The sequence below is a fragment of the Phyllobacterium sp. RCAM01083 genome (genome assembly GCF_055685835.1).
This window is the reverse complement of sequence record NZ_JBVFZN010000005.1, coordinates 895,230-913,307: the sequence shown is the minus strand read 5'-3', so window position 1 is coordinate 913,307 and position 18,078 is coordinate 895,230. Positions and strand designations below refer to the sequence as shown.

Here is an 18,078-nt window from a genome sequence, read left to right as displayed (position 1 = left end):
TTGCATCGGATGGAACCACGCCGCCGCCAAAACCCGGTAGATCAATGCGCGCATCTTCTTGCACGATCCTCTCAATCCAGAGCGGATTGTGCGTCGCACGCTTGCATCAGCGCCTGTGCATTGCTTGAATGGGGCATGGAGCCGCTTGCCGAAATCAGTGCCCTCATCGCTCGCCATACCGGTCGAGATGGCCAAGCCATGCCGCTTCCCGGCATCCGGCTGCTCAGTTCCAGCATTCCAACTGAACCCATCAACGGCTTTTATGAGCCGGCCTTTGCCCTGGTCGCGCAAGGAGCAAAGCGGACGATGGTGGGCAACAGAGTGTTTGAATATGGTGCTGGCCAATATCTTGTTGTCTCGCTTGGCCTGCCCATTGCCGGCCATGTCATCAAAGCAAGCCATGAAGAGCCGTATCTCGCCTTCCGGTTAAGCCTCAATCCGGCAGTGATCGCCGCGCTTCTGCTTGAGGCGTCGGCTGGCAATCACACTGGCAGCGTGGCCCAGGGGCTTGCAGTCAGTACAGCGCCGCCCGAGATCATTGATCCGGTTGCGCGGCTGTTACGGCTGCTTGACAGGCCCGGCGATCTCGCCGTTCTTTGGCCGATGCTGGAGCGGGAAATTCTCTGGCGTCTCCTCACCGGGGAACAGGGCAGCAGCGTGCGCCAGATTGGCCTTGCCGACAGCCGTCTTTCCCAGATCAACCGGGCCATCCGCTGGATACGGACCCACTATGCCGAGATTTTCCACATAGAAGACCTCGCAGGGATCGCCGGGATGAGCGCCTCGTCCTTTCACCGGCATTTCCGGGCAATCACGGCCATGAGCCCGCTGCAGTATCAAAAGCAGATCCGCCTGCAGCAGGCCCGCGCCTGGCTGGTGGCGGAATCACGCGACGTTGCCTCTGTCGGCTTCGCTGTCGGCTATGACAGCCCGTCGCAGTTCAGCCGGGAATACCGCCGACTGTTCGGGGTGCCGCCGGGTAAGGACACCACGCGGTTGCGATCCGTCTCTCCCCCCGAGACCGGTCTGGCATAGGCGGGTGCGAGAACCCGCCAATCTGCCGACTATTGTATAACTGTGATTTTGAACGTGCAGTCGTCGAAGCACTCGGTTTCTACGGCAACTTAACGAATGAAATCGGTAACGCGGCGGATGGTGACCCGGCGATTGCGCCAGTCCTCATATTCCGTTTGAACCAGAAGATATTCTTCGCCATATCCCACCGTTTCAAGCGCGCGCGGCGGAATGCCGAAATAACGCACCAGATCGCGCTTAAGGGATTCGGCCCGCTGCTCGGACAGGATCTGATTGGATTCGTACGAGCCCACGGCGTCCGTATGGCCTTCGATGAGGAAAACTTCGCCGCGACGACGGCGCAGCACCCGTTGCAGACCGTCGGCAATGCGCTCCACCTTGTCACGCTCCGAACGGGGAATGACAGCAGAGCCAAAGGCAAAATTGATCGACTGGATATCGATGGACGGCGCATAGCGGCGCAGTTCCGGCCGGCGCTTGAACTCCCGCACCGTCACCCGGCGCTCTTCCGGCACACGCATGCGCGGGGCAGCTTCCAGCCGCCGCTCGATCTCGGCTGCACTCGGCATCTGGCGTGATTGCGCCAATGCGGGCGCGGCAACGGTTGCGGCGACAAGACCGAGCAGCAGGCCACGGCGATTGATCATGGGTGTATTCTCCTTTCCAGACCGGCAGTTTGCACGGCATCAATTATCGAAGGAGAGATAGCGCAGTAAAAATGAAGCGTACATGAACGGGTCGTGCCGAAGTTCAACGTTACAGCCAGGCCTCGATTTCCGCATCGGCGAAGCCGACGGGATTGAACCCCATGCGCTGATACATTTGCAGGGCACGCGGACTGTCGAGCGTGTTGGTCTCGATGATGACCTTTTCCGGGCTGCTCATCCACGCCGTGACGATGGCTTCGCTCAGGAAGAATTTTGCAAGACCCCGCCCCTGAAACTCCGGCACAAGGCCGAAATAAAGGATTTCCGCCACACCCGGCTCCTGATTGAGCACCAGCTCAAAAAAGCCGGCAGGCGAGCCGTCCACATAAAACACATGGATTTCAACCGAATCCCGGTGAATGGCGGCAGCCAATGCTTCATCGCTGAGGTTCCGGTGCACAAACCAGTGATGCGGTTTGCCGACCTGCTCGTAAAGAAAGCGATAAAACGGCAGGGATATCCGCTTGGCCGACATGATCGCCAGTTTGAAGCTGGCTGGCGTCGGAATGGAATAGACCGGCCGGTTGGTCATTTCCAGCAGGGTCACGCGCGTCTTCAGTATTTTGGGCTTTGCGGCCTCGGTCATCGCTCTGCTTCACCGGTTGCAACCGGCGTATCCTTGTGTGCACCCCACTCGCTCCACGATCCGTCGTAGAGGATATTGTCCTTGTGCCCGAGGGATTCAAGCGCCAGCGTGATCACGGCGGCCGTGATGCCTGAGCCGCAACTGGTGACAATGGGACGCGAAAGATCGACACCCGCATCATCCAGAACCTGCCGCAGACCGGCGATATCCTTCAGATAACCCTTGTCCGCCAATGTCGAGGACGGCACGTTGCGCGCACCCGGCATATGGCCGGAGCGAAGCCCTGCGCGCGGCTCCGGGTCCGTGCCGACAAAGCGGCCTGCCGCCCGCGCATCGGCAATCTGGCGTGATCCCGTATCGACGATCGTGCGCATGTCGGCAAAACTCGCGACCTTGTCCGCCTGAAAATCCGCGATGAAAGCCGATGGCGCGATCTTTGTGACGCCGCTGGTGACCGGCCGGCCATCCGTCTTCCAGTTATCGAAGCCGCCATCCAGGACAAAGACATTCTTTGCGCCCATGACGCGCAGCATCCACCAGACGCGCGGTGACGTGTTCATGCCGGGCCCATCATAGACGACGATCGTATCGCTGTTGGTGATGCCCATGCTGCTGACCGCCGCCGCGAAAGCTTCCGGCTTTGGCAACGTGTGTGGCAGGGACGATTCCGGATCCGACAGTTTTTCATGATCGAAGAACACCGCGCCGGGAATATGCGCGGTCTTGTACTCGCCCTCCGCGTCGCGGTTGAGAAACGGGAAATACCACGACGCATCGAGAATGCTCAGGCCCGGCTGGCCCAACCGCTCCTGCAACCAGTCGGGTGAAACCACAAAAGCGCTCTTGTCAGCCACGGTCATTCTCCTTCCGGCGAGGCACCGAAGCGGATACGGAACCGCCGGTTTTCCTTGCCCTTCTTTTCTATCTTTCCGATATGGATCACGCCGACTTCGCCTGTTGTTGCCACATGCGTTCCGCCGCAAGGCTGCGAGTCGATGGATGCATCCTTGCCGATGCAGACAAAGCGGATGCGCCCGGTGCCTGTCGGCGGGCGCACGTTCTTCGACTTGATCAGACCCGGATTGGCCGCAAGCTCTTCATCGGTAATCCAGCGCGTAAAAATCGGATGGTTGGCATTGACCAGTTCCATCAGTTTTTTCGTCACGTCCTCCTTGGTCACCCCGGCATCCGGCAGGTCGAAGTCAACCCGGCTGTCATCCTCGGCAACGGAAGCACCGGTGATCGGGAACGGGCAGACAACGCTGAGCAGATGGCAGGCGGCGTGCATGCGCATGAGCTTGTAACGCCGCTCCCAGTCGATACGCAGGGCGAGCTTTTCGCCGATGGCAGGCACCGGCTGCTCTGGCGCTGGCACGTGGATGATTTCTTCCTTGCTTTCGCCCGTCACTGTCGCGGCAATGGCAATCGTGCTGCCGTCGGCCCGCACGAACACGCCGGTATCGCCGGGCTGCCCGCCTGACGTGGCATAGAAAATCGTCTGGTCCGTGAGAATGCCGCCGCGCTCATTGATCGCGAGGACAGTCGCCTCGATTTCCTTCAGATAGGAATCGTCGCGGAAAAGTATCGTCGTATCGTATGCCATCAGTGATTGCCTTCAAACGGAACGGATATGGCCGTCTTCGCTTCCATCCAGCGCGGTACCGGCAGATCTTTGGAACGCAGGAATTCAGGATTGAACATTTTTGACTGGTAGCGATTGCCGTAGTCGCAGAGGATCGTGACGATGGTGTGGCCCGGACCAAGGTCGCGCGCCAGACGGATAGCACCGGCAATATTGATTCCGGACGAACCGCCCAGGCAAAGCCCCTCTTCCGTCACCAGATCAAACACCACATCCAGCGCATCCGCATCGGGTATCTGATAGGAAAAGTCCGGGGTAAAACCTTCCAGATTGGCGGTCACGCGGCCCTGCCCGATACCTTCCGTGATCGAGCTGCCTTCGGCCTTGAACTCGCCCGATGTGTAGTAGGAATGAAGCGCTGCCCCCAGCGGATCGGCAAGACCGATCTTGATGTCCTTGTTGCGCGCCTTGAGCCCGGCTGCCGTTCCCGCGAGGGTTCCGCCGGAACCAACGGCGCAGATGAAGCCGTCGACCTTGCCATTGGTATCGCGCCAGATTTCCGGCGCGGTCGTTTCCACATGCGCCAAACGATTGGCAACATTGTCGAACTGGTTGGCCCAGACCGCACCATTCGGCTCGGTCTTTGCCATCTGTTCGGCAAGGCGGCCGGAGACTTTCACATAATTGTCGGGGTTCCTGTAAGGGACAGCGGGAACCTCGACCAGTTCAGCCCCGAGCAGCCGCAGGGCGTCCTTCTTTTCCTGGCTTTGTGTCTCCGGGATAACGATGACCGTGCGGTAACCCAGGGTCTTGGCGACCATGGTCAGGCCGATGCCCGTATTGCCCGCCGTGCCCTCGACGATGACGCCGCCCGGACGCAGCAGGCCGCGATTTTCCGCATCGCGGATGATATAGAGCGCCGCCCTGTCCTTGACCGACTGTCCCGGGTTCAGAAATTCGGCCTTGCCGTAAATATCGCACTCGGTCAAAGCCGATGCCTTGCTCAGGCGGATAAGCGGCGTGTTGCCGATGGCATCGATCACTGAATTCAACATGGGCCAAGTCCTCATTCTGCTTGGCCTGAACCTATTTGCCCGCAGCACACCATTCAAGCACCGAATGGCAGAAAGTCATGCAAATGCAGGTCTTTATTTCCCGGCATTGCCGCATCACGGCAAGCCGATGCCAACAAAAAGGCCGCCGGTACGATGTACCGGCGGCCTGATTGATTCTTTGTCGCGAGGTTTAGGCTGCCTTGGCGCCGAAGCTCTTGCGCTTGTTGCGGCGCATCGGGCGTTTCTGCGCCGGGGCGCCGCCATCATTGCTCCAGACCTTTTCGCCGCGCGGTTCGCGTGGCTTGCCGGGTGCCTGACCGCGATGCGGCTTCTTGGCCGGTGCGCCATTGCCGCCTTCGCGGCGTGCCGGACGCTGATCATTGCTGGCAACACGTGCCGGCAGGCTCGACAGATCAATCGGCGAATCGGCAAGCGGCAGACGCATGCGTGTGACGCGCTCGACGGCCTTGAACTTGGATGCTTCTTCAGCCGGATCGTAAAGGGTGATCGCATTGCCCGATGCGCCGTTGCGGCCGGTGCGGCCGATACGGTGCACATAGCTTTCCGGCTCATCCGGCAGGTCGAAATTGATCACGTGGCTGATGCCGACGACATCGATGCCGCGCGCGGCAATGTCGGTAGCAACCAGAACACGAACCGAACCGTCCTTGAAACCGTTGAGGGCGCGCTGGCGGGCGTTCTGCGACTTGTTGCCGTGAATGGCAGCCACATCATAGCCGTCCTTCTCCAGAACACGGGTGACGGCATCGGCACCATGCTTGGTACGGGTGAAGACGATGACCGAAGACAGCGTTTCGTCCTTCAGCATGGCCGACAGGACCTGCTTCTTCTGCTTGGTCGGGATCATGTGCACGACCTGCTTGATCTCGGCAGCGGTGGTGCCCTGCGGCGCCACTTCCACGCGGATCGGGTTGCGCAGCAGGCTTTCAGCCAGCGTTGCCACTTCCTTCGGCATGGTTGCGGAGAACAGCGCGGTCTGGCGGTCCTTGTGCGTACCCTTGGCAATGCGCTTCACATCATTGATGAAGCCCATGTCGAGCATGCGGTCGGCCTCATCAAGCACAAGCCAGCGTGTTTCCGACAGGTCAATGCGGTTGTCGCGCACCAGATCGGTCAGGCGGCCGGGTGTGGCGATGAGAACGTCAACGCCGCCCTGCATCTTGTTGATCTGCGCCACGCGCGACACGCCGCCGAGCACGAGCGCGGTTGAAATATGCGCGCCCTTCGAGAGCTTGCGGACCGTTTCTTCGATCTGCACGGCAAGTTCACGGGTGGGTGCGAGGATAAGCGCACGGGCAGTCTTGCCCTTGCGCTTGTCGCCGATGGTCAGGATCTTCTGCAGGATCGGCAGGCTGAACGCCGCCGTCTTGCCGGAGCCCGTCTGGGCGATGCCGAGAATGTCCTGACCGGCGAGCTGTGCCGGGATAGCCTGTTGCTGGATGGGCTTGGGAGTAGCCATTCCAGCTGCCTCGACTGCTTTCAGCAGGATGGCATTCAGACCCATGGCGGCAAAGCCGGTGTTTTCAATATTTTCCAATTCAATCTTCTTTCATTGGCCAGACGCGATGGGAATCACGGGCCATAAACACATCACAGGGCGCAACCTGCATGTAACATATTCGGGATGAACGACGAGACGCGGGGAACCCTTCGGTTCCATGCGACTTGCGCAGCCGTGCCTGTGACAGTGTGCCAGCAGGTCTTAGACGCCACGAAGTCCGCAATCGGAAGACCGGAGTGTCCGGTCCAAGCGCCTGACTGGCATATGGGCCCTCTTGGGCAAAAAAGCAAACGATTTTATTGTGCGCCGCAAAATAGCGCTTTCGGTGAAACGATTCATCCGGCCAAAGTCAGTGGCTCGTCCGGGCGCCCGGCAGTCAGGTTGCCGCTGTAGAGCGCGGCAATGAGATCGGACTGGGTGACCATGCCGACAAGTTTGTCATTGTCGTCGGCAACAGGCAAATGATGCAGCCCCCTGTCCGCCATGGCCGGCACGAGGTCCGTCACCAGTGTCTGCGGACGGACGAACTGCACCTCGCTCGTCATGATATCGGCGACCGTGCGGTGCGCCCGGCGATCCAGCTTGACGGCGCGGCGGAGGCGGCGTGCCAGACCGATATGCAGATCGCCATCCCGATCCCAGTTGGCATTTTCCATGAAGTCGGTCTGGGTGACGATGCCGATGATGTTGCGGTGGGCATTCACGACAGGCAATGCCTTGATGCGATGCTTGACCAGCAGGGCCCAGGCGAGATGCAATGGTGTGTCGGCTTTCACCGTGGCAAGGTCGGTGGACATGATCTGCTCGCAGCGCACTTCACCAAAACGCCTGCGATAGGCCTGCATCTCGGTCTTGTGCAGGATGGCATCGAGATCATCCGGGCTGATGTTGAGCACTTCGTCATACTGCCGCAGCACCGTATCGAGATCTGCGGGGGTAAAACCGATGCGGCGCGTCGGCAGCGGATCGGCCGTCTTGTGCACATTGGCGGCCGGAACGGGCACGATGTGCGGATAGCGGCGGCCGGTGAGATTGTTATAGGCCAGAGCTGCAATCAGCAGAAGCAGCGAGTTGAGCCCGACCGGCCACAGCACAAAGCCATAACCGAGATTATGCACGACAGGGCCGCCGAGGACGGCCGTCAGGGCGACAGCCCCGCTTGGCGGGTGCAGCGAACGGGTGGCGATCATGGCGAGGATTGCCAGAGACACGCCAACCGCCGAGGCGATGACGAGATCAGGAATCCAGATTGCGCAGGTCACGCCGATCAGCGCTGCGATGGTATTGCCAACCATGATTGACCAGGGTTGGGCCAGCGGGCTCGAAGGAACGGCAAACAGCAGAACAGCCGAAGCGCCCATCGGCGCGATCAGCAGCGGCACAGCCGTTGTCGCGCCCAGCGCCTGCTCGCTGACGACACCGGTGACAAAGACGCCCAGCAGAGCGCCGAAACAGGCGCGCAGGCGTTCCATGGTGCTGACCGGCGCCAGCGCGGGCAGGAATCGCTTCAGATTGGACAGGAGTGCTTTCATCATGCGTTCTCGACGTTGCGCTTCAGCGCATACCGCCTGACACGCGCGCTGGCAAAGAATGATTTTCTTGAAAACGGCGGAAAAACAGAAAAAATGACCACGACTGGCTGGCGTGAGACCTTGGACAGGGCCTGATTTCCGTCAAGCAGCGTCCGGCACCTGAATGGCTTTGACGGGAGGCTGCTCGTGCTGCAGAGCCTTGGCGAGTTCATAGCTGGTCTGCAGTGTCAGCCAAAAGCGCGCTGTACTGACACCCGCCCGCTCCAGCCGAACAGCAAGATCCGGGCTTATTCCAGCCTTTCCGTTCAGAATGCGCGAAAGCGTAACGCGCGAAATGGCAAGCCGGCTCGCCGCCTCGGTAACGTTCATGCCGAGTGGTGCCAAGACATCTTCGCGGAGCAATTCGCCGGGATGAGGTGGTGTCTTGATCATTTGCAGCATCCTCTCAGTGGTAGTCCAGATAATCCACGAGTTCCACGTCGTTTCCATCAAAACGGAATGTCACGCGCCAATTGCCATTGATCCAAATCGACCAGTGGCCTTTCAATGCGCCCTTTAGCGGGTGCAGCCGGTAAGCAGGCAAGTTCAATTCTTCCGGGCGAACAGCGTTCTCGAGAGCGTATAGAACACGCAGCAACTTTGGCGCATGGGCCGGTTGTATACCTCGGGTCGATCCTGTGCGGTAGAAAGTTTCCAGTCCCTTGTGTCGAAAGCGCAAGATCATAGGTTTTTGTAAACTGTAACGATACACTTTGCAAGGGGATCGGTTGAAATCCTGCGCTTCACCCCAGCGTTTACCGGGCGAAATGCTTTGCGCCGGCGACGCACAGGATGACGGCCATTGTCACCAGGATCATCGACCAGCCCACGGTCTCGTGCAGCAGCGTGGCTGCCAGAACCAGTCCGAAGAAGGGCTGCAGCAGCTGCAGCTGCCCTACGGCGGCAATGCCGCCCTGCGCCAGACCGCGATACCAGAAGATGAAGCCGATCAGCATGGAAAACAGCGAGACATAGGCAAGGCCAAGCCAGGCGCCCTGCCCGATCACGCTCCAGTCATGCGGCATGATGTAGAGTGTCAGCGGCAGCATCAGCGGCAATGACACGACAAGGGCCCAGGAGATGACCTGCCAGCCGCCGAGCCTGCGCGACAGCCGCGCGCCTTCCGCGTAGCCAAGGCCGCAGACAATAATGGCCGCGAACATCAGGAGATCGCCGGTCAGCGAGGCTGAGCCCCCCTGATAAACGGCAAAACCGACAACACACAGACTGCCGAGACAGGAAAAAACCCAGAAGACCGGGCGCGGACGTTCGCCGCCGCGCAGCACGCCGAAGATCGCCGTCGACAATGGCAGAAGACCGATGAACACGATGGAATGGGCTGACGTGACATGACGCAGGGCCAACGCCGTCAACAGGGGAAAGCCGACGACGACACCGAGCGCCACCACCAGCAAGGACATGAGATCCGCCTTGGCCGGGCGCTTCTCGCGAAACGCCAGCAGCATGGCCAGTCCGAGCAAAGCGGCAATCGTAGCACGGGCGACCGTCAGGAACACCGGATCGAAATCGGCGACCGCCACGCGCGTTGCGGGCAGCGAACCGCTGAAAATCACCATTCCGACGAATCCGTTGATCCAGCCGCTCGTCATCTTGTCCATCAGTACACCTCGTTTTGCCCGAAACACCCTTGTCCGAACAGTCACCAGCCGATACCTCACAGCCATGGATTTTCCAGAGACGGTACAGTACAATATAGAAAAACTGTCATGGTATATTGAGCGATACAGATGGATGAAAAAACCGAAATTGCCGGACGTGACGCGACGCTTGTCGAGCAAGTGATGCAGGCCATTCGTCAGCGGATTGCCGCACGCACGCTCGGCCCCGGCGCGCGCCTGCCCTCGATCCGCAGCTTTGCCGCAACGATGCAGGTATCGAAATCCACCATTGTCGAAGCCTATGACCGGCTGGCAGCAGAAGGCACGATCCAGTCGCGCCGCGGCTCCGGCTTTTATGTTGCCGGGCACATGCCGCCGCTGTCCCTGGCGGAGATCGGCCCGCGGCTTGATCACGCCATCGACCCCTTGTGGGTTTCGCGCCTGTCGCTGGATGCAGATGACGGCATGCCCAAACCCGGATGCGGCTGGCTGCCGGCGTCGTGGATGCCGGAGGCTGGCGTACGCCGCGCGCTGCGGACACTGGCGCGCGCCGACGACGCCCTGTTGACCGACTATGCGACACCCCTCGGATTGAAGCCGCTGCGTCAGCTTCTGTCGCGGCGCATGGCCGAACATGGGATCGAGGCAGCCCCGGACCAGATCATGATCACCGAATCCGGCACGCAAGCCATCGATCTCCTGTGCCGCTCCCTCGTCGGACCGGGTGACGCGGTCATTGTTGACGACCCCTGCTATTTCAATTTCCACGCCCTGCTGCGGGCGCACCGGGTCAAGATCATCAGCGTTCCCTATACGCCGCATGGACCTGACCTCGAGCGGTTTGCCGAGGCCCTGGCGGAACATCGCCCGCGCCTCTACATCACAAACTCGGCCCTGCACAATCCGACCGGCGCGGTGCTGTCACCCGTCATCGCCCACCGCCTGCTCAAGCTGGCGGAACAGCACGACCTGACCATCGTCGAGGACGATATTTTTGCCGACTTCGAACATGAACCAGCGCCGCGTCTTGCCGCGTTCGACGGGTTGGAGCGCGTTATTCACATGGGCAGCTTTTCCAAATCCCTGTCGGCCTCCGTGCGCTGCGGCTTCATTGCCGCCCGCCGCGACTGGATCGACGGCCTGGTCGACCTGCGCATTGCCACCTCCTTCGGCGGCGGCCGCCTGTCGTCGGAACTCGTTCTGCTAATGCTGAAGGATGGCACCTACCGCAAGCACATGGACCATCTGCGGGCTCGCCTCGCCCACAGCATGGGTGAAACCAGCGTCAAACTCAAAGCGCTCGGCGTGATGCCATGGATCGAACCGCGCGGTGGCATGTTTCTCTGGTGCAAACTGCCGGAGGGCATCGACGCCGGAAAAGTCGCGCAGACAGGCCTGAGGGAAAAGATCGTTTTTGCGCCCGGCAACGTGTTCAGCCAGACGCAGTCGGCCAACAATTACATGCGCTTCAACGTCGCCCAGTGCGCAGATCCGCGCATCCTGCGCGTGCTGGAAACAGCGCTAAATGGCCGCGAGCATGCTCTGCAGCGTTAGAACCGTCCGCCAGTTACGCGCCGTAAGCGGTACTTTCAGTACCTTGTCGAGCGCCTCGGCCATTTTCGACCTGCCAAAACCATCGGGCGTGTAGAGATAGAGCACCCTGTTGCGCACGGTGAACTCCTCGGTTGCAGCGGCCCGGCTGGCGAGCTCCACCAGCGCCGCATCCGTCGGATCATCGTCCATGATCACCGCATGCAGGTTTTTCGGATTGTCGAGCGCCTCCGGATAGGCATTCTTGCTGACCATGGCGTTCCACTCGTCCACGGTGCGGATCGTTACGCGCGATGAAAAGCCGAAGGTACGCGGGAAGATTTCTCCGATGATTTCGGCAACGCGACGCGCGGTCTGATCCGACGATAAAATCACATTGCCGCTCTGCACGTAGGTTTTGACATCGCCAAATCCCGCCACGGCCAGGACGGTCCGCAAGGTCTCCATTTTAACGATCTTGTTGCCACCGACATTGATCCCCCTGAACAGCACCACATATTTCGTCATTCTGCTCCCCTGTCGATTTGTTCCGCCAGTTGCGCGAGTTTCAGCACCGTATTCCAGTTGCGTGCCGTCGCGGCGACTTTGAGCGTTGTCTCGATCTTGCTGAAAAGTTTCGATTCCGGGGCACCCTGCGGCGGATAATAATAGAGCACCGTGCCATCGATGGCGAACTGCTCCGGCCCGGCATTTTTCCGCTCCAGGGCTTCCACGGCCTCCCGGCCGGGATGCTTCTCCAGAACATAGGCGTGCAATTTGTTGCCTTCGCCGTCAGGAAACGGATTGCCCGCAATCAGCTTCTTCCATGCAGTCTTGCTGACGATCATGATGGATTTGGAAAAAGCAAATTTTTCCAAAGCGATAGCCGCGACTCTTGCGACGATCTGCTTTGGCGTCCGGTCCGAAACCAGAACCACGTTACCGGTATTGATATAGGTGGCAACCTTCTCGAAACCGTCGGCGAGAAGCGCGGCCTTCAACGGCTGCACCGGCAGCGATGTTGCACCGCCGACGCCGCGAAACAGAATGATGTAGGTCGTTCTGCGCCCCATACAGCCTCATTACCTGACGCCGAGAATGCGCTTCCACAGCGTCCCGCCGACCCGTTTTCCCACAACGAAATAGGCAATCATCAATGCGAAAAAGACCAGCGCCGGCCATCCATTGAGAGAAAAGCCGTTTTCGGTCTTTCCACCCAGAAAACTCGCCACGACATAGCCGAGGACGGCAAAGGCCGTGATGAAATCAAGAATAAAAGCAAGAATGATGCGCCAATGCGATGTTGGCTTCTGTTGAATATCAGTCATTTGAAATATGCCCCGTTGGATTATCGCCCCAGTGAATAGTCTGACATTCGATAAAACGAACTGCAACTATAAGTAGCTTAAATAATCAACCCGGCGATCGTTTCGTTGTCGGTGATGTCCTGATAGGCCCAACCCGCTTCGTCAAAGCGCTTGAACAAGGCGTCGAAGTTCGCCTTGTTCTTGGTTTCGATACCGATCAGCACCGAACCGAAATTGCGGGCCGATTTCTTGAGATATTCGAAGCGCGCCACATCGTCTTCCGGACCGAGCAGATCGAGGAATGACCGCAGCGCACCCGGACGCTGCGGGAAACGGAAGATGAAATACTTCTTCAATCCCTCATAGCGCAGCGAACGTTCCTTCAGTTCCGGCAGGCGTTCGAAATCGAAATTGCTGCCTGAGATCACCAGGATGATGCGCTTGCCTTTCAGGTCGCTCTTCCTGAAATCCTTGAGGGCATCGATGGCGAGCGCCCCGGCGGGTTCGACAACGATGCCTTCGATGTTCAGCATTTCGATAATGGTCGAACTCAAGCGGTTTTCCGGAATCAACATCACAGAATCCGCGGTGAACTCCTTGAGAAGCTTGAAGTTTTCCCGGCCGATCTCCGCAACGGCAGCGCCGTCGACAAAGTTGTCGACCGTATCGAGCTTGACGCGTTTTCCCGCTTCCAGACTGCGCTTGAGACTGGGCGCACCCGCAGGCTCGACAAAGCGGAACCGGGTTTCCCAGCCAAGATCGGTGAGATAGCGCGTCACACCGGCAGAAAGTCCGCCGCCGCCCACCGGCAGGATGATCAGGTCCGGCTTGCGCTTGTCGGGAAGCTGCGCCGCGATCTCGTGCGCGACGGTCGCCTGCCCGGTGATGATATCCGTATGGTCGAAAGGCGGCACCATGACCGCACTGTTGTCAGCGGCAAAATCCTGCGCCGCCGCGTAACACTGGTCGAAAATGTCGCCGACGAGGCGGATTTCGATGAACTCGCCGCCGAATGTCCGGGTCTTGTCGATCTTCTGCTGCGGGGTTGTCACCGGCATGAAGACCACGCCGTGCTTGCCGAAATGGCGGCAGATGAAGGCAAAACCCTGCGCGTGATTGCCGGCCGAAGCGCACACAAAGGTCGCATCTTCCGTTTTGTGCTCGTTCAAATAGTGCGCAATGAAATTGAAGGCACCGCGAATCTTGTAGGAGCGCACCGGCGACAGATCCTCGCGTTTCAGCCAGATCTGCGCGCCATATTTTTGCGAAAGATAATGATTGAGTTGCAGCGGTGTTTCCGGGAACAGCGCGCGCATTTTTTCCGTCGCGCGGTCCACAGCCTTGATGAATGCAGTCATAGGAACAGGTCAACCTTCTCGAATGTTCTGACATCGATAATGCCGACATCGGAAATACGCAATTCGGGAATGACCACCAGCGCCAGCAGCGAATGCTGCATATAGGCGTTGTTCAGGCTGCATCCCATGGCGCGCATGGCATTCACCAGCTTGTCCGCCTTGGCTGCAACGACTTCCGCCCGCTGGTCCGACATCAGTCCGGCAATCGGCATTTCGACCAGCGCCAGTTCGCGTCCCTTGGAGAACAGCACCACGCCACCGCCGACTTCGCCGAGGCGGTTGGCGGCTTTCGCCATGTCATCCTTGTTGGTGCCGACAACGATCATGTGGTGGCTGTCATGGGCAACTGTCGACGCCATGGCGCAATCCAGCGTATAGCCGAAACCGGAGACAAAGCCGTTGACCACGGCACCGGTGCCGCGATGCCGCTCCACCAGAGCAATCTGGCACACATCATTGCGCCGGTCCATCTGCACGATGCCGTCGGACACCGGCAGTTCCGCCTCCAGCGCCTTTGTCGGCGCCTGGTTCTCGATGACGCCGATCACCCGCGCCGTCACCTGCTTGCCGGGTTTCGGCGCCTTGATGTCGAAATCCCTGGCATTCAGTTTCTTGCCGAGCTTGATCGTATTCTTGGCAAAGGCCGGATAGTCGTAGGCCGGAATGTCGGCGGCAAGCTTGCCCTTTTCCGCCAGGAGCACGCCGCGGCCATAGACCCGGTCGATGGTCAGATTGGCGAGATCCGAAACAATCAGGAAATCGGCAAGGCGGCCGGGCGTGATCGACCCGATCTCGCGCTCCATCCGGAAATGCTGGGCGGTGTTGAGCGTCGCCATCTGGATCGCCGTCACCGGCTTCAATCCCTGTGCGATCGCGTGACGAACCACCCGGTCCATGTGACCGTCATTGACCAGCGTGCCGGAATGGCTGTCGTCGGTGCACAGGATGAAGTTGCGCGGGTCGATCCCCTGCTCCGTCACCGCCTTGATCTGGCTGGCGACATCGTACCAGGCCGAGCCGAGGCGCAGCATGGCGCGCATGCCCTGGCGCACGCGGGCAATCGCATCTTCCATGCGCGTGCCCTCGTGATCGTCCTCCGGCCCGCCCGCCACATAGCCATGGAAGGCGCGCCCGAGTTCCGGCGAGGCAAAATGCCCGCCCACGGTCTTGCCCGCCTTGACCGTCGCATCGATACCACCGCGCATGGTCGCATCATTGTTGGCGACACCGGGGAAATTCATCACCTCGCCAAGCCCGACAATGTTCGGCCACGTCATGGCCTCCGCCACATCGGCCGGGCTGATGGCCGCGCCGGCATTCTCAAGACCCGGCGCCGAGGGGACACAGCTCGGCATCTGCACATGCACGTTGATCGGCATGGCCAGCGCCTCGTCATGCATCAGCCGAACGCCCTCCAGACCAAGCACATTGGCGATTTCATGCGGATCGATGAACATGGACGTCGTGCCATGCGGGATGACGGCGCGGGTGAATTCGGTGACGGTGACCATCCCGCTTTCCACATGCATATGCGCATCGCACAGGCCCGGCACGAGGTAGCGGCCGCCTGCATCGATCACCTTGGTTTTGGGCCCGATGCAATGTTCCGCACCATGACCGACAAAGGCAAACCGCCCGGCAACAACGGCGATATCGATGCCCGCAATAATCTCGCCGGAATACACGCTGACAAGGCGGCCGTTGCGCACGACAAGATCGGCATGACTGCGGCCCATGGCGACATCCACCAGCAAGGGCGCTGCTTCTGTCCATGCCTGCGGCTTGTTGCTGGTTCTCGCCTGTCTGCTCATCTCATCACCTCACTCATTACGAATATAATCCATATACGAAAAAGACGCCTGCAACCGTGATTCCAGCGCAATCGTTGAAAAAAACCTGAAATCTTGGGGCAATCGCCGCACGGCGTCAGACGATAAGGGCGGCATGCCTATCCGTCTGCTTGTCAACGCGCCGGAACAACCACGTAGCTCACAACCTTGGTCTGATCGGGATAGTATTTGTAACCGAGCGTTATGTGCTTGATGTCCGTGGGCGGGTTGGTCATGCCGGCGCCCTGCATCAGCCCCTGCACCACCGGGTTCGGAGCTTCGCCGAACCAGACAAACAGCGCGGGAAAACGGATACGGGCCGCCGCATTGGGCATTTCCCAGTGGATCGGGCTCAAGGACTGATCGTAAAGACGCAGATTGCCCGGCAATTGCGGACCGTCGGAAACGACAGTCACATAATGTCCGTCGGCTCGCGTCGCCGCGTAGAGCTTGCCATAGTCCAGCTGGCCGATGGACGGAGCGCCGCCCTCATAGGCATAGAGGATATTGACGGCCAGTATCGGAATGACCGCAAGTCCGCACAGCGCACCGACAATGGCGAAGCGTTTCAGCGGCAGATCCGACGCGATGTAACGGCCAAGCAGCATTGCCAGATAAAGCGGCGACAGAAAAAGCACCGGTTGCAGCCAGCGATCCTTGACCTCGGCGGCACCGCTCACGAGCACGCCGACAAAGACGGCCGCCAGGGCGAAAAACAGAACACGGCCGAGAAAGGTTTCGCCGTCGCTCAAACCTGCCTTCGGCGTGACCTGCTGCGCCCGGCTCCGCCACCAGGCGACGGCAAAGAATACCAGCGCGACGCCGGAGAAGAGGACGCCATTGAGGAACAGTTTCCATTCGCCGTGCAACCGGCTGGCGATGAACTGCCCGCCCTCGTTGATCTGGAACTTGTGCGAGCGCGCCAGAAGGTTGTCCATGTGGGAGAGCGCCCAAAGGGCAGTCGGGGTCACGGCGGCAAAAAAGGCAACGAGTGTCAGAATGGACTTGGACGACAGAAGAACGGCCCGGTAGGCCGGAACAGAAAGCCCGGCCAGGATCAAGCCGACGAGAAAAAAGCCCGCATTGAATTTTCCGAGAAGTCCGGCCGCGATGCCCAGCCCCAGCAAGGCGGCAGACAGCCAGGAGCGCGATTTCATGTGCCAGGCGAAGGCAAGGAATGCCCAGGCGCAACCGGTGGTCGCGCCGACGGAGTGCGTCAGGGTTCGCTGCGATTCCCACGCGATCTGCGGCAGGAGAAACACGCCGACCATGCCGGCAGCCGCGACGGCTTTGCGCATTCCCAGCAGCCGGGCGCCGGCATAAACGCTGACAAAGAGGCTCGCCAGCATGCCGAACTTCACCAGGAAGACGGTCGACATGCGGATGCCGAGGATATCCCCCGCCACACTGTTTATCCAGGTATAAAGCGGTGGCTGCGAACCGCCATAGCCCCATTGCAGCGCGCCGACATAGGCCAGCTGCTCGGCATCGTCGACACCGGCGCCGTTGGAAATGATCGTCAGGAACACCACCTGAAAGGCGAAATACAGCAGAACAAACAGCAGCCCCGGATTCTCCGACGCCAGCTGTCTGACACTGCGCAATGGAGATTGAAGCGGAATAGCGGACATTGTTCTCTCATACTTTTGGATAAGCCGCTTCTAGTCCAACTGGATGTGGAAATCCACCAGTACGTGCAGTCGATGATCGTGCCGCACATCCCGTTGCATGAAATGCTTCGCGCACGTTTGGGTCGGCGCAACGGGCATATTTCAAAAAGGGACAGCAGCGTCCCTTTTCAAGTCTATGCAAGTGGCTAATGTCGCTAACTGTAGTTGCAATGTTCAGGGAGAGATCGAGCATAACGTCTACGATTAATGCGGTCGGCAGCCTGTGAGTGGTGAAACGACAGAGCGCTGAGTACTTCGTGCGCTTGGAATGCAAGATTGACGGCGGCATCTGAACAGCAAATCTCACACGAATATTCAAGCCTCACCAAAACAAGAACAATTCCTGGGGTGGGGTGAAGGGGCGGGATCGGTCAGTATCCCGCCCTTTCCTTTTGCGCTTTCTTGTGAAGACAATAGCGCCAAAAATTAATCTGAACTTTCAACTAAATTTCCGTGTCCTTCATCCGTCTCTGTCATGCCGGTTGCTTCCGGCTTTCGGGGCCCGGTCATTGGACCATGGGCGTGGGAACGTGATCGAGCCCCGATTTTCCGGCGAACGGCTGTTGACGGAATCGTCCGAACCGTTGAAAAGCATAGGCGCGCGGACGTGGCGAAACTGGTAGACGCAAGGGACTTAAAATCCCTCGGCCATAGGTCATGCGGGTTCGACCCCCGCCGTCCGCACCATTTCCCATCGCCGCACGTTT

At 59.6% G+C, this 18,078-nt stretch carries 18 protein-coding genes and 1 tRNA gene; 3 read left to right on the top strand and 16 right to left on the bottom strand.

What is annotated here, in order from left to right:
* Positions 1-9: 9 nt before the first annotated feature.
* The gene (locus tag ACZ25R_RS11075) at positions 10-1,035 is read left to right on the top strand and encodes an AraC family transcriptional regulator (RefSeq protein WP_472461014.1); all 1,026 of its coding nucleotides are present in this window, start codon (positions 10-12) and stop codon (positions 1,033-1,035) included.
* Between the two features lie 89 nt (positions 1,036-1,124).
* Here the strand turns inward: ACZ25R_RS11075 and ACZ25R_RS11070 are convergent, their stop codons facing one another.
* The 10 genes from ACZ25R_RS11070 to ACZ25R_RS11025 all read right to left on the bottom strand — a co-directional run bounded on the left by ACZ25R_RS11070 (position 1,125) and on the right by ACZ25R_RS11025 (position 9,677).
* Positions 1,125-1,682, bottom strand: coding sequence for an OmpA family protein (locus ACZ25R_RS11070; protein ID WP_403175546.1), 558 nt, complete (start codon positions 1,680-1,682; stop codon positions 1,125-1,127).
* Between the two features lie 109 nt (positions 1,683-1,791).
* A complete protein-coding gene (locus ACZ25R_RS11065) occupies positions 1,792-2,328 on the bottom strand; it encodes a GNAT family N-acetyltransferase (protein ID WP_472461013.1) in 537 nt (178 codons plus the stop codon).
* Entirely contained in the window at positions 2,325-3,182 is an 858-nt protein-coding gene (gene sseA / locus ACZ25R_RS11060; protein WP_472461012.1) for a 3-mercaptopyruvate sulfurtransferase, read from the bottom strand. The genes ACZ25R_RS11065 and sseA overlap by 4 nt, the downstream gene beginning before the upstream one ends.
* 2 nt (positions 3,183-3,184) lie before the next feature.
* A complete protein-coding gene (locus ACZ25R_RS11055; RefSeq protein WP_472461011.1) occupies positions 3,185-3,931 on the bottom strand; it encodes an alanyl-tRNA editing protein in 747 nt (248 codons plus the stop codon).
* Positions 3,931-4,965 carry a cysteine synthase A gene (locus ACZ25R_RS11050; protein ID WP_472461010.1) on the bottom strand — a complete coding sequence of 345 codons (1,035 nt, stop codon included), beginning with the start codon at positions 4,963-4,965 and terminating at the stop codon, positions 3,931-3,933. Before ACZ25R_RS11050 ends, ACZ25R_RS11055 begins: the two co-directional genes overlap by 1 nt.
* A 190-nt stretch (positions 4,966-5,155) precedes the next feature.
* Positions 5,156-6,490, bottom strand: coding sequence for a DEAD/DEAH box helicase (locus ACZ25R_RS11045; protein ID WP_223613487.1), 1,335 nt, complete (start codon positions 6,488-6,490; stop codon positions 5,156-5,158).
* A 332-nt stretch (positions 6,491-6,822) separates the two neighbouring features.
* Complete coding sequence (locus ACZ25R_RS11040) at positions 6,823-8,019, bottom strand: HPP family protein (RefSeq protein WP_472462478.1); 1,197 nt, start codon at positions 8,017-8,019, stop codon at positions 6,823-6,825.
* Between the two features lie 141 nt (positions 8,020-8,160).
* Entirely contained in the window at positions 8,161-8,451 is a 291-nt protein-coding gene (locus ACZ25R_RS11035) for a HigA family addiction module antitoxin (protein WP_223613116.1), read from the bottom strand.
* Between the two features lie 13 nt (positions 8,452-8,464).
* Positions 8,465-8,743, bottom strand: coding sequence for a type II toxin-antitoxin system RelE/ParE family toxin (locus ACZ25R_RS11030; RefSeq protein WP_223613115.1), 279 nt, complete (start codon positions 8,741-8,743; stop codon positions 8,465-8,467).
* A 70-nt stretch (positions 8,744-8,813) separates the two neighbouring features.
* The gene (locus tag ACZ25R_RS11025; RefSeq protein ID WP_464660747.1) at positions 8,814-9,677 is read right to left on the bottom strand and encodes a DMT family transporter; all 864 of its coding nucleotides are present in this window, start codon (positions 9,675-9,677) and stop codon (positions 8,814-8,816) included.
* A gap of 129 nt (positions 9,678-9,806) precedes the next feature.
* Here ACZ25R_RS11025 and ACZ25R_RS11020 point away from each other — a divergent pair, with 129 nt between their 5' ends.
* The gene (locus ACZ25R_RS11020; protein WP_472461009.1) at positions 9,807-11,231 is read left to right on the top strand and encodes an aminotransferase-like domain-containing protein; all 1,425 of its coding nucleotides are present in this window, start codon (positions 9,807-9,809) and stop codon (positions 11,229-11,231) included.
* On the opposite strand, the gene ACZ25R_RS11015 is transcribed toward ACZ25R_RS11020, so the two are convergent.
* The 6 genes from ACZ25R_RS11015 to ACZ25R_RS10990 form a co-directional block, all read right to left on the bottom strand.
* A complete protein-coding gene (locus ACZ25R_RS11015) occupies positions 11,199-11,735 on the bottom strand; it encodes a DUF1697 domain-containing protein (protein WP_472461008.1) in 537 nt (178 codons plus the stop codon). The genes ACZ25R_RS11020 and ACZ25R_RS11015 overlap by 33 nt on opposite strands.
* Positions 11,732-12,280 (bottom strand): DUF1697 domain-containing protein, encoded by a 549-nt coding sequence (locus ACZ25R_RS11010; protein ID WP_472461007.1) that lies wholly within the window; start codon positions 12,278-12,280, stop codon positions 11,732-11,734. Before ACZ25R_RS11010 ends, ACZ25R_RS11015 begins: the two co-directional genes overlap by 4 nt.
* A gap of 9 nt (positions 12,281-12,289) precedes the next feature.
* Positions 12,290-12,535 carry an RDD family protein gene (locus tag ACZ25R_RS11005; protein WP_223613110.1) on the bottom strand — a complete coding sequence of 82 codons (246 nt, stop codon included), beginning with the start codon at positions 12,533-12,535 and terminating at the stop codon, positions 12,290-12,292.
* 77 nt (positions 12,536-12,612) lie between these two features.
* A complete protein-coding gene (gene ilvA, locus ACZ25R_RS11000; RefSeq protein ID WP_472461006.1) occupies positions 12,613-13,872 on the bottom strand; it encodes a threonine ammonia-lyase IlvA in 1,260 nt (419 codons plus the stop codon).
* The gene (gene ade / locus ACZ25R_RS10995) at positions 13,869-15,683 is read right to left on the bottom strand and encodes an adenine deaminase (protein ID WP_464660755.1); all 1,815 of its coding nucleotides are present in this window, start codon (positions 15,681-15,683) and stop codon (positions 13,869-13,871) included. Before ade ends, ilvA begins: the two co-directional genes overlap by 4 nt.
* A 152-nt stretch (positions 15,684-15,835) precedes the next feature.
* Complete coding sequence (locus ACZ25R_RS10990) at positions 15,836-17,332, bottom strand: ArnT family glycosyltransferase (protein ID WP_472461005.1); 1,497 nt, start codon at positions 17,330-17,332, stop codon at positions 15,836-15,838.
* A 640-nt stretch (positions 17,333-17,972) separates the two neighbouring features.
* Between ACZ25R_RS10990 and ACZ25R_RS10985 the strand changes: the two genes are divergently transcribed.
* Positions 17,973-18,058, top strand: a tRNA-Leu gene (locus ACZ25R_RS10985).
* The last annotated feature ends 20 nt before the right edge of the window (positions 18,059-18,078 follow it).

What these genes read in the sequence shown, in the direction of transcription:
- ACZ25R_RS10990 (WP_472461005.1), bottom strand. Translation starts at nt 17,332, where the DNA reads ATGTCCGCTATTCCGCTTCAATCTCCATTGCGCAGTGTCAGACAGCTG.
- ACZ25R_RS11065 (WP_472461013.1), bottom strand. Translation starts at nt 2,328, where the DNA reads ATGACCGAGGCCGCAAAGCCCAAAATACTGAAGACGCGCGTGACCCTG.
- ACZ25R_RS11010 (WP_472461007.1), bottom strand. Translation starts at nt 12,280, where the DNA reads ATGGGGCGCAGAACGACCTACATCATTCTGTTTCGCGGCGTCGGCGGT.
- ilvA (WP_472461006.1), bottom strand. Translation starts at nt 13,872, where the DNA reads ATGACTGCATTCATCAAGGCTGTGGACCGCGCGACGGAAAAAATGCGC.
- ACZ25R_RS11005 (WP_223613110.1), bottom strand. Translation starts at nt 12,535, where the DNA reads ATGACTGATATTCAACAGAAGCCAACATCGCATTGGCGCATCATTCTT.
- ACZ25R_RS11025 (WP_464660747.1), bottom strand. Translation starts at nt 9,677, where the DNA reads ATGGACAAGATGACGAGCGGCTGGATCAACGGATTCGTCGGAATGGTG.
- ACZ25R_RS11035 (WP_223613116.1), bottom strand. Translation starts at nt 8,451, where the DNA reads ATGATCAAGACACCACCTCATCCCGGCGAATTGCTCCGCGAAGATGTC.
- ACZ25R_RS11050 (WP_472461010.1), bottom strand. Translation starts at nt 4,965, where the DNA reads ATGTTGAATTCAGTGATCGATGCCATCGGCAACACGCCGCTTATCCGC.
- ACZ25R_RS11030 (WP_223613115.1), bottom strand. Translation starts at nt 8,743, where the DNA reads ATGATCTTGCGCTTTCGACACAAGGGACTGGAAACTTTCTACCGCACA.
- ACZ25R_RS11070 (WP_403175546.1), bottom strand. Translation starts at nt 1,682, where the DNA reads ATGATCAATCGCCGTGGCCTGCTGCTCGGTCTTGTCGCCGCAACCGTT.
- ACZ25R_RS11015 (WP_472461008.1), bottom strand. Translation starts at nt 11,735, where the DNA reads ATGACGAAATATGTGGTGCTGTTCAGGGGGATCAATGTCGGTGGCAAC.
- ACZ25R_RS11075 (WP_472461014.1), top strand. Translation starts at nt 10, where the DNA reads ATGGAACCACGCCGCCGCCAAAACCCGGTAGATCAATGCGCGCATCTT.
- ACZ25R_RS11020 (WP_472461009.1), top strand. Translation starts at nt 9,807, where the DNA reads ATGGATGAAAAAACCGAAATTGCCGGACGTGACGCGACGCTTGTCGAG.
- ade (WP_464660755.1), bottom strand. Translation starts at nt 15,683, where the DNA reads ATGAGCAGACAGGCGAGAACCAGCAACAAGCCGCAGGCATGGACAGAA.
- ACZ25R_RS11045 (WP_223613487.1), bottom strand. Translation starts at nt 6,490, where the DNA reads ATGGGTCTGAATGCCATCCTGCTGAAAGCAGTCGAGGCAGCTGGAATG.
- ACZ25R_RS11040 (WP_472462478.1), bottom strand. Translation starts at nt 8,019, where the DNA reads ATGAAAGCACTCCTGTCCAATCTGAAGCGATTCCTGCCCGCGCTGGCG.
- ACZ25R_RS11055 (WP_472461011.1), bottom strand. Translation starts at nt 3,931, where the DNA reads ATGGCATACGATACGACGATACTTTTCCGCGACGATTCCTATCTGAAG.